This is a genomic window from Blautia sp. OF09-25XD (assembly GCF_003482095.1).
GTDB lineage: Bacteria > Bacillota > Clostridia > Lachnospirales > Lachnospiraceae > Fusicatenibacter > Fusicatenibacter saccharivorans.
Genome location: NZ_QUMG01000022.1, coordinates 22,931 through 37,572, shown reverse-complemented (window position 1 = coordinate 37,572; position 14,642 = coordinate 22,931). Strand labels below are relative to the sequence as shown.

Here is a 14,642-nt window from a genome sequence, read left to right as displayed (position 1 = left end):
TTTTTGACTTTCTCAGAAACTGTCATTCTAAAAGAACACCAAAAAGGCCGCAAACCCGTGTGAAATGTACCTTTTGAAGCAATAATAAAAAAAATTAAAAAAATTTCAAAAAAGGTGTTGACATTCCTATAGACATCATATATAATAGCTATTGTTGACGGACGAGAGTTCAGAAAACAAATAAAATCGAAGCGTGGCTCAGTTTGGTAGAGCGCTGCGTTCGGGACGCAGAGGTCGTGGGTTCGAATCCCGTCGCTTCGACTGGAATGAAAATGCCGAAAGCCTTGACAATCAAGAGCTTCGGCATTTTTTCGTATGTCAGAAAGAGAACAGGAAACAGTACACGAGGAGGAAATTTTTGTGAAAGCATTATTTTTTGATATTGATGGAACGTTACTGAGTGAGATTACAAAAGAAATTCCGCAGAGCGCGCTCGATGCATTGAAAAAGACAGCGGAAAAAGGAAATCTTACGTTTATTAATACCGGCCGCACCTGGTCGGAGCTGCCCGAGGAGCTGAAAAAGCTTCCGTTTTCCGGATTTCTGTGCGGCTGCGGGACCTATCTGCGCCGGGACGGCGAAATCCTGATGCATCAGACGATTCCGAAAAAGCGCTGTGAGGAAATCCCGGTTATTTTAAAGGAGTGCAGGATCGGCATGATTCTGGAGGGAACGGATAATGTTTATTTTTCGTCGGAGGTATCCCGTTTTCGGGAGGTCGAGCAGACCCGTGCCTATTTCGCTGCTGTCGGAATCGGACTCGCGGAGACAGCGGAGACAAAAGGAATCATTTACGATAAATTTTGTATCGTAACCGATGCACAGTCTGATATAGAACGTATGTACCGTGAATTTGAGCAGGAGTTTGATATCATGGATCGCCGCGGCGGTGTATACGAAATCGTTCCGCACGGCTGCAGCAAAGGAACAGCTGTGGACTATGCGCTGAAACAGTTTCAGCTGGAGAAAGAAGATGCATACGTATTTGGCGACAGCAGCAACGACCTTACCATGTTCCGGTGCGGCGCACACACCATTGCGCTTGGAAAACATGATGAGATTCTGGATCCGTACACAGAGTACGTAACCGATACCGTCGAGCGGGACGGCGTGGCAAAGGCGATGGAGCATTACGGATTGATCTGACAGAAAAAAAGAAAGCGAAGGGGCGCATTTGAAAAGAAATTTTCAGGTGCGCCCCTTTGGTTGCAATTTTCTGAAAAAGGAAACAAGAAAAGCAGCGTCTGAAAAGGTATGTGCATTGCAAAGTAAAAAATTTCATGGTAATATAAAAATGAGTTTTTATGTATATTTGTAATGATACCAGGAGGTGGGCGTTCAGAAGTTCCATGGAAACAGAAAAAAATCAGATAAATAAAAAAAGCCTCAGATACCGTTTTACAGCAGGAACGATCGGAGTAAGTGTCTGGCAGCAGGAATGAATGCTCACTTGGCAAAGCTATAAAAATTGAAAACATAAAGAGAATTTTGTGTGAATATTGTGTGTAGTGGCTGCAACTTCTCAAATCCGTATACCTGTTTTTCACGTTTTGTAGGATATTATAACGTAAATGTAAAACTGGCAGGGACAGGTTCTCTGTATACAGATAAAAGCAGGATAATGAAGTATAAAACAGAGAGAGGATTTTTATAAAATGGAAAAGTATGAAGACAAAATATATTCTTTAGGTGAGGCTGTAACGGGACAGACACAGGCTATGTCACAGGCCGTACAGAAAACACTGGAAAATAATGGCGGGGTAGGTATAATGACAGGATCTTATGACCAAAACCTGTCTATTTTGTCTGTGAATAATCTGCTGTTGCATAGTACAGGATATACATTCGATACTTTCATGGAACAGACAAAAGGCTCATTGAGAAACTTCTTTTATGACGAGGAAGATAGACTGGAGCGAGACCGTTTTTTGCAGCTTCACGGAACAGGGGAAGCACAGATCCTTACAGCAGACGGTACAGTGAAAAATGTACGGCTTTGTAAAGAGGATGCGACAGATGAGGCGGGCAGACAGATCTGGGTTATGTCCGTACAGGTCAACTGGGATCATGTAAATTTGACACTGCTCAATGAGGCTATCTGTTCCGGCTTCTGGTATTTTGACTGTGACGAAAACAGTGAGATTGTGAATGCAAACTGGAGTCATGAATTCCGAAAAATGCTTGGCTATCATGACACTCTGGACTTTCCGAATAAACTGGAATCCTGGTCAGATCTTCTGCATCCACAGGATAAAGAAAGAGTAATGGTGCAGCTTCAGGCGGCAATTAAGGATAAGACGAACCAGATAAAATACCAGGTAGAGTATCGTATGAGAATGAAGGATAATCAATACCAGTGGTTTCGGGCATCGGCAGAAGTAATACGCCGTCTGGATGGTTCTGCCAGCAGGATTGCCGGGATTTTTATTAATATTGATGCGGAAAAAAAAGAGGCCATGCAGGCACAAAAATCTGCTGCTTTCCACCGGGCTTTTACGAAAGCAGACCTGTGTGAGTATTATGTAAATCTGGAAGCGAATACTTTTGATACCTTTAAGGTTGAACCGTCCCTGATGACAGTCTTTGAACAGAGTCATACATGGGATGAACTGATCCGTCATTTTGTGGATTCCTATGTTGTGGAGACAGATAAGAAGGCGGTATCCTCTTTTTACGACCGTGGTTATATTGCAGAAAGGCTGAAGGGTCTGGAAACCGAATTGGCTTTAGAGTGCCGTATCACTCTGAATGGAGAAGAACGATGGGTCCGCAATGTGGTCATACGCGGCGAAATAGAGGATTCAGAATATGCCATGATCTTTCTGCGTGATATCACAGAGACAAAGGTAGAGAGCGCACGGCATCTGCAGATGGCAGCGGATAATGCTTCCATGGAGCAGATAATTCAGAGTATTGTGCGTCTGGTTGACCGCTTTGTTGTCTGTGATCTGGAAAATGACAGATATGAATTCTATAACCTGAATGGACAGATGCTATATAAACCTTTGGGATTCTATCATGATTTTCAGATGCAGGTTCTTGAAAAATATAAGACACTGGAACCATTGGAAACTATGGACATCCTGATCGCACCGGAAAATATCCAGAAGAATCTGAAAAGTGAAAATGATATTTATAAGTTTGAGTATTGCAGCCTGGATGAAAAGACTTATAAAATCGCTTCTTATATTCCTTTGGAATGGAAGAATGGAAAGCTGGAAAAGGTATTGCTGGCATCCATGGATGTGACACAGGAGAAGAAAGCAGAGATTGAATCCCGTCAGGCACTGAAAGAGGCTTACCGGTCTGCAGAAAATGCAAACCGTGCGAAAACAGAATTCCTTTCCAATATGTCACACGATATCCGGACACCGATGAATGCCATTGTCGGCCTGACAGCAATTGCAGGAGCAAATATTGAGAGCCAGGACAGAGTCATTGAATGTCTCAGTAAAATTACAAAATCAAGCCGTCATCTGCTGGGGCTGATTAATGAAGTGCTGGATATGGCACGTATTGAAAGTGGAAAAATGACGCTGGCACAGGAGGATTTCAATCTGCCAGATCTGGTGGATAATCTTATAACACTCACAAAACCGGTGATTGATGAACATAAACACAATTTAGATATACACATTAATCACATTGAACATGAGAGTGTCTGTGGTGACAGCCTGAGAATCCAGCAGGTATTTGTGAATCTGATGAGTAATGCGGTCAAGTATACACCGGATGGCGGGAATATTACTTTTTCTATAGAGGAAAAGCCAAACGGATTTTCGGAACTTGGATGCTATGAATTTACGATTGAGGATAATGGGATCGGTATGTCACCGGAATTCCAGAAAATCATGTTTGATCCTTTCAGCCGCGCAGATGACCATCGGACAACCAGAGTCCAGGGAACAGGTCTGGGAATGGCAATCAGCAGAAATATTGTGAACCTGATGAATGGTAATATTAAAGTGGAAAGCACCTTACATAAGGGAACTAAAATTACAGTAACAATTTATCTGGAACTTCAGGAAAAAGAAAAAGAACAGGACAGAAATCTGATGAATCTACCTGTTCTGGTTGTGGATGATGATAAGACATGTTGTGAAAGTACAGTTGCCACATTGAAGGAGATTGGAATTACAGGCGAATGGGTTCTCTCCGGCAGAGAAGCCGTTGAGCGCTGTTATGCACATCATGAGCTAAAAAATGATTACTTTGCTGTTATTTTAGATTGGAAAATGCCGGATATGGACGGAATTGAAACAGCCAGACAGATCCGGAAACGGATAGGGAAAGAGACTACCATTATTGTACTGACATCTTATGAATTCAGTGAGATCGAAGAAGAAGCAAAGGCTGCAGGCGTAGATGCTTTTATTGCAAAACCGCTGTTCCGTTCCCGTTTGACGGCTACATTGCGGCAGTTTACTTCTGGCAGAAAAGAAAAAACAGCAAGAAATTATCTGGATGAGCTGTCTGAAGCAGATTACACAGGAAAAAGAATTCTGCTGGTCGAGGATAATGAGTTAAACAGAGAAATTGCTGTTGAAATTCTGCAGATGACCGGGGCGGAAGTGGAAACGGCAGAAAATGGAAAAATTGCAGTTGAAAAAGTAGAAGCTTCTCCGAAAGGCTTGTATGACCTTATTTTTATGGATATCCAAATGCCCGTCATGAATGGTTATGAGGCAACCGCAGCAATCAGGAGCCTTCCGGGTGAACAGGGAAAACTACCGATTGTTGCCATGACAGCAAATGCTTTTGCAGAAGATGTACAGCTGGCAAAAAATACAGGCATGAATGGACATATCGCGAAACCGCTGGATATGAATAAGCTGAATGATGTTCTGGAAAACTGGCTGTAATTGTTTCCCAATTATTGAATTAATGATTTTATCAGGAAAGAATGAGGAAAATACGAGGATGAAAAAGGCAAAACAATGTCTGACAGCATTACTACCAGGTGTGCTTTTAGCAATTACTGTTTTGTCTGGCTGTGGACAATCTCAAAAAGCAGTATCTAAAAATGACGATCACCTTACCGTGTATCTGTGGGAAAATCGTTTAATGAAAAATATTGTACCCTATATCCATGAGCAGTTTCCAGATCAGGATATTGAGTTTATTACCGGTAACAATGATACCGATTTATACAGCTATTTTGAGGAACATGGTGAACTGCCGGATATCATAACCGTACGTCGATTTTCTGGAAAAGATGCACAGGATCTGGAGCCATATCTAATGGATTTTGCTTCTTATGACGTGGTTTCCAGGTATTACTCCTATGCATTGCAATATTATAAAAATTCAAAAAATGAGATTCAGTGGCTTCCTATCTGCGGTATACCGCAGACGATTATTGCCAACAAGACATTGTTTGAACAGTATGGAATCAAGATACCGAAAAACTATAAGGAATATGCACAGGCATGCCAACAATTTTATGATAATGGTATAAAACCGTATTCCCTGGATCTTGCAGAAGACTGGTCTGCTCATGAGGTGATTCAGACAGGTGCAATTGGGGAATTCATGAGTCTGGATGGAATCGAATGGAGAAGCTCAGCTGAAAGTGCATCAGGGGATATCGCGTTTGATGATGCGTTATGGAAACGTATTTTTTCAGAAACCAATACATTTTTGAAGGACTCACATTTTACAAGTGATGATATCAGCGTCGATATTAATACTGCAACGCAGATGTTCCTTGAGGGAAAAGCAGCAATGTTTCATGGTTATCCGGCACTTATGCAGGAATTTCAGGAACAGATGGATGCAGAATTAACTCGTATACCGTTTTTTTCACAGATTTCGGATGAAGCTTTTATAAATATGACCCCTTCTCTGAATATTGCATTTAACAAAGAACTGGAAAAAGATCAGGAAAAACTGGACCTGGCATTCGATGTCCTGGAGTGTATGATTTCAAAAGAAGGACAAACATTGATCGCAGATGGAAAGGGTGTAATTTCATTAAATGTAGATGTTCCAAACATGATGGAAGATGTACCTGGACTGGAAGATGAAATTAATAATAATTCTGTTTATATCCGATATTCTGCTCAAAAATCATTTGATGCCAGTCTTGAGGCTGTTCACGGATTATTGTCAGGGGAAATGGATGAAACACAGGCTTATGATGCTTTTCGCAGCACAATGAACAGTAAGGATTCAAAAGGAAAAAACACAATAAATTTTGAAAATGAATATTCCATTTCGCTAAATGATAAAAACGGTCGTGATGCGGCATCTTCTATTTTAACTACGATTAGAGAAGAAAAGGATGCTCAGCTGGCTTTGGCACCATATTATTATTTTACTTCCTCCATTTACAAAGGGGAGTGTACCTGCAGCCGGGTTGGTCTGATGACAGCAAAGAGTTCAGATACACCATTATACCTGGCAAAAATCAATGGCAAAGAGATTTATGAACTTGCGGAGAAATATCTTGCTGATTCTGATGAAAAATTCCATATAACCAATAAATATGAATTACCAATTGCATCCGGTATGAAAATAATCGTCAGGCAGGAGGAAAACGGATTCTCATTAAAGGACATAGAAGTAAATAAGAAAAAAATCGACAAAGAAAAGGAGTACTCTATTCTTCTTACAGAAACCACAATGTCTGTTTTGAAAAAAATAAATCCGGGATGTGAGATCGAGCAGATTAAGGACACAACATTATCAAGTGCATGGACCGCAGCAATGGAAAACGGACAGCAGCCGTCAGTACCGGAAGATTATATAGAGGTTGAAAAATAAAAGTGGGAACAGAACAGGCGAAAACAAAAAGAAAAAAGATGATAGTACCATTGTTCTTTTTAATTCTTATCTTTTTAAACTTAATTTTTGTAAAGCTCCTTTTGAACAGGATGAACAGCTATATCGCAGAAAACGGGAAAAGCAGTATGGGAGCAGTTGTTGAACAGATACAGCAGACCTATGATCTGCAGGTGAATGGATACTACAGTCGGCTGCATATGCTTGAGGATTTTCTTACTCAAGAGGGAGTGAGATCTATTGAACTGGATAGAAACAAGAAGTTCTTTGAGGCATGGCAGAAAGAATCTGAAAGTACACTTATATTTCTCCAGGAAAATGGAAAGGCAATAACCACTGATGGAACAAAACTTCGGGTTGACATGCCAAGTAAACTTTTGTTGGATTTGAGGAACGGATATAATATTGGAAAATTGGTTTCTCTTGATTACAACCAGAAGAAAAAAGATGGTTATCTGGTTGCAATTCCATGTCAGGAATATACGATTAATGGGGAAACTTATACGGCAATTGGAACCTTGTATGATCATTCAAAATTAGATTCCATGTTAAGTGTGAAAAGCTATAACGGGAATGCGTATCTGTTTATGCTGGATAACGACGGAAATATTACTTATACAAATCAGAAAGAAGATAAATTTTTCAGGAACTATTTCTTGTTAAAGCATTTAAAAGGAGATCAGGCTATCACTGAGGAAGAGGCTGATTCTCTTCAAAAAAAGCTGGATGGCAGAGAACAGGGGGTAGAACTTGTGGAAAGTGACAAACCTTACTATCTGGGATACTGTCCGATAGAAAATAATAACACCATGCTGATTTGTATTGTAGAAAAAAGTGTTGTAGATAATGTACTAAGAGACTATCAGAAAACAATAGTGTTTGAAACAATACTCATGGCAGGTTTTATACTTTTGCTTTTTGCCGGATTATTCTACAGTATTTCCAGACGCAGTCTTGCTGAGCAAAAAGCTGAATACGAAAAAAGAAATAATGAGATTCAGACGCAGGCAATGAAGGATATGGAGGAGTCCAATAAAAAACTGAAAAAAGCAAAGGACATTACAACGGAAGCCTTGCAGACCGCTGAAAATGCAAATAAGGCGAAAACGGATTTCCTGTCCAATATGTCACATGATATTCGTACACCAATGAATGCAATTATCGGCATGACATCATTGATCAGACATGATGCCGGTAATAAAGCGAAAGTAATAGAGTATGCAGATAAAATAGACATTTCATCACAGCATCTGTTAGGAATCATTAATAATGTTCTGGATATGAGCAAAATTGAGGCAGGAAAAACAGTTTTTAAGTATACCGATTTTTCCATCTTGGATTTTATTACAGAACTCAATACCATATTCCATTCACAGATAGACGAAAAAAATCAGACTCTTACAATCATAAAAGAAAACATCCGGCACGAGTGGGTGAACGGAGATCAGGTTCATCTGATGCAGATTTTCAGCAACTTGGTTTCTAATGCAGTGAAGTACACGCAGGAAGGTGGAAAAATTCAGTTTCTGGTAGAAGAATGTGAGACAAAGTCATCTGTCTACGCAAAGTACCGTTTCTTGGTCAGCGATAATGGCATGGGAATGTCGGCAGATTTCAAAGATACAATTTTTGATGCTTTTACTCGTGCTGAAAGTTCTATGACGAATAAGATACAGGGAACTGGTCTTGGAATGGCTATTACCAAAAATCTGGTTGAAGCAATGGGAGGCACCATTGATGTGGAGAGTGAACTGGGCCAGGGAAGCTGTTTTGAGGTTCTTATAGATCTGAGAATAGCAGAAGATAGATTTGTTTCTTCAGCAGAACAGGCAGAAAAGGATGAACCGGCTGGCAATGTCCTGAAAGGAATGAGGTTTCTGTGTGCAGAGGACAATGAGCTGAATGCAGAAATCCTGATGGAATTGTTAAAGATTGAGGGTGCAGAGTGTACAATCTGTGAAAATGGTAAAAGGGTCTTAGAGGCATTTGAGCAGTCTGCTCCGGGGGATTATGACATGATCCTGATGGATGTACAGATGCCGGTTATGAATGGTTATGAGGCAACAAAAGCAATCCGAAGAAGCTCCCATGAACTGGCAAAGACAATTCCAATCATTGCTATGACCGCCAATGCGTTTTCTGAGGATATTCAGCATTCTCTGGCAGCCGGTATGAATGCCCATGTTTCAAAACCGGTTGAGATGAAGGTACTGGAAAAGACGATCAGAAGCATAAAATCCGGCGGGGGGCACCGAAATGCAGCTCATTGAACAGTGACAAATGGATATGGAAAAGAGCTGATGAAAGAATCTGGCATTGCCAGAACTTTCAATCAGCTCTTTTTTAGCATCAGTTCCCTCTTGACATTTTTTCATTTCCTGCTATACTTATCAAAGATAATTACTAAAGATAACTAAATTTTAAGAAGAAAGGACCATTTTCCATGACACAGGAAAAATTAAAGCAGTTCCTGGATGCGTGTTTTGATGCAAAGCGTCTGATCGAGAAACTCCCGGACCTGCCGGACGGTATGAAGCCGCGGCAGGTGCATGTGCTGGATGCGGTGAATGAGATTCAGAAAAAGCAGGGCTTCTGCCGCGTCAGCGACATCAGCAGCTATATGAACACAACGCTGCCGAGCATCACCAAGCTGGTGCAGGAACTGGAGGAGAGAAATCTTCTCGTGAAACAGGCGGATGAAAAAGATAAGCGCGTGATCAACCTGACACTGACCGAAGAGGGAAAAGAGTTTGTGGAACTCCGCGTGACGCACTTTCACGGGGAATGGGCATCCCGCCTGCCAGATCTGGACGACGCGGTGGTGGACGAATTTGTGCATGCAATCACACGGATGCAGGAAACGATGCCGGGAATAAAAGGAGTGAAAAACAATGGCAAAAGAAAATAAGAAAGAAGTATCGTTTGTAGAGGGACCGATTTTCCAGTCCCTGATCCGTTTTGCGCTGCCGGTGCTCGGCGCGCTGATTCTGCAGGCGGCTTACGGTGCGGTCGACCTTCTCGTGGTCGGCTGGTTCGGCGATGCGTCGAGTATTTCCGCTGTCGGAACCGGAAGCAACTTCATGCAGATGGTAACACTTATCATCACCAGCCTTGCGATGGGTTCGACCGTTATGATCGGCCAGCACATCGGCGAGGGCAAGCCGGATAAGGCCGGCAAAACCGTGGGAACCTCGATTGTTCTGTTCGCCATCATCGGTGTCGTCATGACGGTGATTCTGGAGCTGTTCGCAGGCCCGATCGCCAATATTTTACAGGTCCCGGCGGAGTCTTTTGACAAAACCGTCCTCTACCTGCGGATCTGTTCCGGCGGTATTCTGATCATCATCGCGTACAACGTCATCAGCAGCGTGCTTCGCGGAATCGGTAATGCAAATCTGCCGCTTTTATTCGTCGGCATCGCCTGCGCAGCCAATATTGCCGGAGATCTGTTCTTCGTCGGTGTGCTGAAACTGGACGTTGCGGGAGCAGCGCTTGCGACGGTTCTGGCGCAGCTGATTTCTGTCATCGCCTCCATGGGTGTGTTGAAAAAAGGCAATCTGCCGATTGAATTCAAAAAAGAAGACTGCCGCATCGACCATGACGAGCTGAAGAAAGTCCTGAACGTCGGTGTGCCGATCGCGCTGCAGGAGACGACCGTACAGATTTCCTTCCTTGTGATCAACTCGATCATCAACGGCATGGGCCTTATGCCGTCCGCCGGATACGGTGTGGCGCAGAAGCTGACCTCATTCATCATGCTGATCCCGTCCTCTGTGATGCAGTCTGTGTCAGCATTCGTGGCACAGAACACCGGAGCCGGAAAGAAAGACCGCGCGTGGAAGGGCTTCCTCACCGCAATCGCAACGGGCTGCTCTCTTGGAGTTGTGATTTTCTGCATCGGTTTCTTCGGTGGAAGTGTCATCTCCAGAATCTTCACGAGCGATCCGGCCGTTATCGAGCAGAGCGCCGCTTACCTGCGCGGTTTCGCACCGGAATGTATTCTGACCTGTGTGCTGTTCAGCAGCATCGGATACTTCAACGGCCGCGGCATCAGCATCCCGGTTATGCTCCAGGGAATCACCTCCGCCTGCCTGATCCGTATTCCGCTGGCGCTGTTCTTCTCACACCTGCCGAATACGAACCTGACCTTCGTCGGCATATCCACCCCGATCACAACCGTATACGGCATCTGCTTTTTCATGATCTGCTTTGCACGGTTAAAGAAAAAAGGGCAGATGTAATTGAATCAAACATAACAGAACTGCCTGGGAAACGGCACGGAGCGATCCGCCGTTTCCCAGGCAGTTTTTGGTATTGTTTGTCCGGAACTTTTTTGATACAATACAGACAGAAAGAGCGGAACCCTGTTCAGAAGGGACAGAACAGACGGAAAGGGGAAGAGGAGTGGATAACAGAGAAATCATCAATGAGACACTGGTCCATCTGTTTCACGAGATACAAAAACTGGAAGAAGAGGCGATCATCACCGAGGATTTCAAGGATCTGACGAACAACGATATGCACATCATAGAGGCCGTCGGCCTGGAGGGCGGCAATATGTCATCGATCGCGGCAAAGCTCGACATCACGGTCGGATCGCTGACAACGTCGATGAACAGTCTGGTGAAAAAAGGCTACACCGAGCGGGAGCGCAGCGAGAAGGACCGCCGGATCGTCTACATCCACCTGACCGGAAAGGGACGGCAGGCATTCCATCATCACGCAAAATTCCACGAGCAGATGACGGATGCCGTGATGGCGGAACTCGGAGAAGAGGAAGTGCAGGTGCTCGGGAAAACGCTGAAAGCGCTGACGGACTTCTTTCGGTCATATAAAAAATAGAAACAAAAAGGCTTTTGCAGCCGGGACAGAATCAGAAAAATCTGTCCGGTATGCAAAAGCCTTTTTCGCATGGAAACGCATGGAAAAATGCTATTTTTCTACGCCGTTCTTCTCACAGATATCCGCGAGCACACACCGTTCACAGTGCGGTGTCGTCCTCGCAGTACAGACCTCGCGTCCGTGCTCCACAAACCGGTGGCAGAGCGAGCTTCCTTCTTCCGGCGGCACAATTTTCCAGAGTGCCATCTCCACCTTCTTCGGATCCTTGCAGTCATGCACGAGCCCGATGCGGTTGCACAGCCGGATGCAGTGCGTATCCGTCACAATCGCAGGCTTTTTGAATACATCGCCCATAATCAGGTTCGCACTTTTCCGTCCCACGCCCGGGAGCTTCAAAAGTGCGTTAAAGTCATCCGGCACCTGGCTGTGGTACTCGTCGCGCAGCATGCGCATGCAGGCGTTGATGTCGCGTGCCTTGCTCTTTCCAAGACCGCACGGCCGCACAATTTCCTCGATTTCCTCCGGTGTCGCGTTTGCCAGCGCATCGATATCAGGATACTTTGCGTAGAGATCCTCCACCACAACATTGACCCGCGCATCGGTGCACTGTGCGGCCAGGCGGACACTGACGAGCAGCTTCCACGCCTGGTCATAGTCAAGCGTACAGTCGGCGTCAGGATATTCTTGTTTCAAACGTTCAATGACGGCAAGCGCCAGTTTTTCTTTTGTCATCGTGTTAAACTCCCATTCTCAAAGATATAAAAACAGCGAAAGCTATCAGGATCCTTTCTCGCGTGCTGCCTTCCGAAGCTGCAGCGGCGTCGTGTGAAACCGCTCGCGGAAGAGGCGGTGAAACAGCTTATCGTTTGTAAAGCCATGCTTTTCCGCGAGCGTGCCGACCGGCAGATCCGTGGCGATCAGGTCGCGGTAGATGCGGGAAAGACGGTAGGAATTCAGATATTCCAGATACGTCGTTTCCATGTTCTGGCGGAAGAACCGGCAGAAATATTCCGGCTGCAGCGAGACAACATCGGCAGCCTCCTTCAGCGTAATCGGCCGCTGGTAATTTTCCTGCGTGTACGTCAGAATCGTATCGAGCCGTGTCTGCGTCCGGGAGCTCATCGGGTGGTGCGCAAGCGGGCTCTTCTCAGAAAATTTCGTGTAGAGCAGATCGAGAAACGTAAAAAGCTCCCGCTGGAACGTCAGCAGATAGCCGTCGGGCATTTCCTCATGAAGCTGCATCATCGAAAGCAGAAGACGCCGGAACTGGCTGATATTTTTCTGCACTTCCGGATTCGTACTGTCGTAGTCAATCGAGAACCAGAGCTGTGACGGATCAGGCAGATAGTTCGCAAGGAACGCATCCGGAATCTGCATCAGAATCGAGCGGTTTCCCGTGGACGGACAGCGCGCCGTGTGGATACGACCGGAATTGATCAGCAGAAATTGACCCGGAAGGACGGTCTTTGTGCGGTCCGAGAGCGTGACAATGGAGGAACCCTCCAGAATATAAATAATTTCCAGCGCGTCGTGCCAGTGCGGCGGCGAAAAACTGCCGAAATCGTCGGTTACACGAAATTCGATGCTGCGGTTCGGCTGCAGCGTGATGTGTTCCTGGCGTGTCTGGCGCGGCAGATGATCTTTGCGTGGCATAAAAAACTCCTTTTTTGTTCAACTTAGTGTATCACTATCTTATCACGAAACCCCCGAATTGGGTATAGCAATTTTTGTATGAAGTTGTTATAATAAATGAACACAAAGCCACGTCACATACGGCTTCGTGCAAACTCAATCTAAAGAAAAGTGAAGGAAGAAAACGTATGTATCAAGTATGGAGTAATTTTTTAAATCCCGGCCAGATCGCCATGCTGGGAATCGTGGTCACCTTTCTGCTGACCTTTCTGGCGTTAAAGCATCCATTTTCCTTTCTGCCGAGCGATCACGGCAGAGAATTTGCCGTAAACGGCGGCCTCTCCCGCGGAAAACTGCGCGGCGTCGGCCTCGTGATCGTCATCTGTTTCCTGATCGGAAGCGTATTGTTCCTGCCTCTTGGCGCCGAGTATGTGATCTACGCGATCCTGCTCGTCTGCATCATGCTGAGCGGCTACCTCGATGATGCATCCGAAACCCCGTGGAGCGATTACAAAAAAGGCGCGATTGACCTCGTCATCTCCATTGTGACCGTCATCACCTTTGTGAATTACAATTCCACCACGATCTACTTCGGAAGCATGTCCCTTACCATTCCGAAAGTGGTCTACATAATCCTCGGCATCATCCTGATCTGGATTTCGATCAACGTTACAAACTGTTCCGACGGTGTCGACGGACTCTGCGCGAGCCTTTCCTGCGTGGTCATCTTCGCGTTCAGTATGATTTTCCACGATGTCCTCGGAAGCTTCACCGTAGCCAATTACCTGTTCGTGGCAGCGCTTCTCGCGTACCTGTATTTCAATACCTCGCCGAGCAGCATGCTGATGGGCGACGCCGGTTCGAGAGCACTTGGCTTCTACATCGCCATCCTTGCCATGCAGTCCCGCCATCCGTTCTTATATCTGCTGATGGCAGGCGTGATGATCGTCGACGGAGGAATCGGCCTTGTCAAAGTATTTTTACTCCGTTTCCTGAAAATCGCGATCCTCAAAAATACAAGAACACCGCTGCATGACCATGTCCGCCTGAAATACAAATGGTCCGACAGTCAGGTTGTGATCCGCTTTGTGATCCTGCAGATCCTGCTGGCTGTCATTGCGTATCTGATTGTAGCATAAGAAAAAACACAAGAGAAACGGGAGTGTGTCTTTTGCAGACGTCTGCGGGGCACACTCCCGTTTTGCATCTCAGCCTCCGAATACACCAAAAAGATAGAAAAAGATAATATCGCCGTATTTTTTCACAGAATCCGCCCTGTTTTCGAAAGCAAGAGTGTGGTAGTATAAAATTACCAAAAAATGTCAGCCTGAAACAATAATTCTGTAAAGATTGATGAAAAGAAAGTGCTTTCAGCTATCTGTTTC

General features: G+C 44.8%; 10 protein-coding genes and 1 tRNA gene. 9 read left to right on the top strand and 2 right to left on the bottom strand.

Features of this window, described 5'->3' with window-relative positions; translation table 11 throughout:
• Window positions 1-187: 187 nt before the first annotated feature.
• The 8 genes from DXA93_RS15515 (at window position 188) to DXA93_RS15480 (ending at window position 11,625) form a co-directional block, all read left to right on the top strand.
• Window positions 188-261, top strand: a tRNA-Pro gene (locus tag DXA93_RS15515).
• Between the two features lie 99 nt (window positions 262-360).
• Window positions 361-1,146, top strand: a complete 786-nt coding sequence (locus DXA93_RS15510; RefSeq protein ID WP_242857168.1) for a Cof-type HAD-IIB family hydrolase — start codon at window positions 361-363, stop codon at window positions 1,144-1,146.
• A gap of 509 nt (window positions 1,147-1,655) precedes the next feature.
• Window positions 1,656-4,862, top strand: coding sequence for a response regulator (locus tag DXA93_RS15505; protein WP_119208710.1), 3,207 nt, complete (start codon window positions 1,656-1,658; stop codon window positions 4,860-4,862).
• 58 nt (window positions 4,863-4,920) lie between these two features.
• Window positions 4,921-6,765, top strand: coding sequence for an ABC transporter substrate-binding protein (locus DXA93_RS15500; protein WP_119208708.1), 1,845 nt, complete (start codon window positions 4,921-4,923; stop codon window positions 6,763-6,765).
• A 146-nt stretch (window positions 6,766-6,911) separates the two neighbouring features.
• Window positions 6,912-9,053, top strand: a complete 2,142-nt coding sequence (locus DXA93_RS15495) for an ATP-binding protein (RefSeq protein ID WP_118741816.1) — start codon at window positions 6,912-6,914, stop codon at window positions 9,051-9,053.
• 173 nt (window positions 9,054-9,226) lie between these two features.
• The gene (locus tag DXA93_RS15490) at window positions 9,227-9,691 is read left to right on the top strand and encodes a MarR family winged helix-turn-helix transcriptional regulator (RefSeq protein ID WP_022463031.1); all 465 of its coding nucleotides are present in this window, start codon (window positions 9,227-9,229) and stop codon (window positions 9,689-9,691) included.
• A complete protein-coding gene (locus DXA93_RS15485) occupies window positions 9,675-11,024 on the top strand; it encodes an MATE family efflux transporter (protein ID WP_119208707.1) in 1,350 nt (449 codons plus the stop codon). The genes DXA93_RS15490 and DXA93_RS15485 overlap by 17 nt, the downstream gene beginning before the upstream one ends.
• Window positions 11,025-11,187: 163 nt before the next feature.
• The gene (locus DXA93_RS15480) at window positions 11,188-11,625 is read left to right on the top strand and encodes a MarR family winged helix-turn-helix transcriptional regulator (protein WP_022463033.1); all 438 of its coding nucleotides are present in this window, start codon (window positions 11,188-11,190) and stop codon (window positions 11,623-11,625) included.
• A 90-nt stretch (window positions 11,626-11,715) separates the two neighbouring features.
• Here the strand turns inward: DXA93_RS15480 and DXA93_RS15475 are convergent, their stop codons facing one another.
• On the bottom strand, window positions 11,716-12,357 hold the full coding sequence (locus DXA93_RS15475; protein ID WP_117509586.1) for an endonuclease III domain-containing protein: 642 nt from the start codon (window positions 12,355-12,357) through the stop codon (window positions 11,716-11,718).
• A gap of 45 nt (window positions 12,358-12,402) precedes the next feature.
• Window positions 12,403-13,278, bottom strand: coding sequence for an AraC family transcriptional regulator (locus DXA93_RS15470; protein ID WP_022463035.1), 876 nt, complete (start codon window positions 13,276-13,278; stop codon window positions 12,403-12,405).
• Window positions 13,279-13,445: 167 nt separating this feature from the next.
• Here DXA93_RS15470 and DXA93_RS15465 point away from each other — a divergent pair, with 167 nt between their 5' ends.
• Entirely contained in the window at window positions 13,446-14,396 is a 951-nt protein-coding gene (locus DXA93_RS15465) for a phospho-N-acetylmuramoyl-pentapeptide-transferase (protein WP_055218511.1), read from the top strand.
• Window positions 14,397-14,642 lie beyond the last annotated feature (246 nt).

Bases quoted from the DNA above. Each gene is read 5' to 3' on its own strand.
- DXA93_RS15505 (WP_119208710.1), top strand. From the start codon at position 1,656: ATGGAAAAGTATGAAGACAAAATATATTCTTTAGGTGAGGCTGTAACG.
- DXA93_RS15500 (WP_119208708.1), top strand. From the start codon at position 4,921: ATGAAAAAGGCAAAACAATGTCTGACAGCATTACTACCAGGTGTGCTT.
- DXA93_RS15495 (WP_118741816.1), top strand. From the start codon at position 6,912: ATGGGAGCAGTTGTTGAACAGATACAGCAGACCTATGATCTGCAGGTG.
- DXA93_RS15490 (WP_022463031.1), top strand. From the start codon at position 9,227: ATGACACAGGAAAAATTAAAGCAGTTCCTGGATGCGTGTTTTGATGCA.
- DXA93_RS15485 (WP_119208707.1), top strand. From the start codon at position 9,675: ATGGCAAAAGAAAATAAGAAAGAAGTATCGTTTGTAGAGGGACCGATT.
- DXA93_RS15475 (WP_117509586.1), bottom strand. From the start codon at position 12,357: ATGACAAAAGAAAAACTGGCGCTTGCCGTCATTGAACGTTTGAAACAA.
- DXA93_RS15470 (WP_022463035.1), bottom strand. From the start codon at position 13,278: ATGCCACGCAAAGATCATCTGCCGCGCCAGACACGCCAGGAACACATC.
- DXA93_RS15465 (WP_055218511.1), top strand. From the start codon at position 13,446: ATGTATCAAGTATGGAGTAATTTTTTAAATCCCGGCCAGATCGCCATG.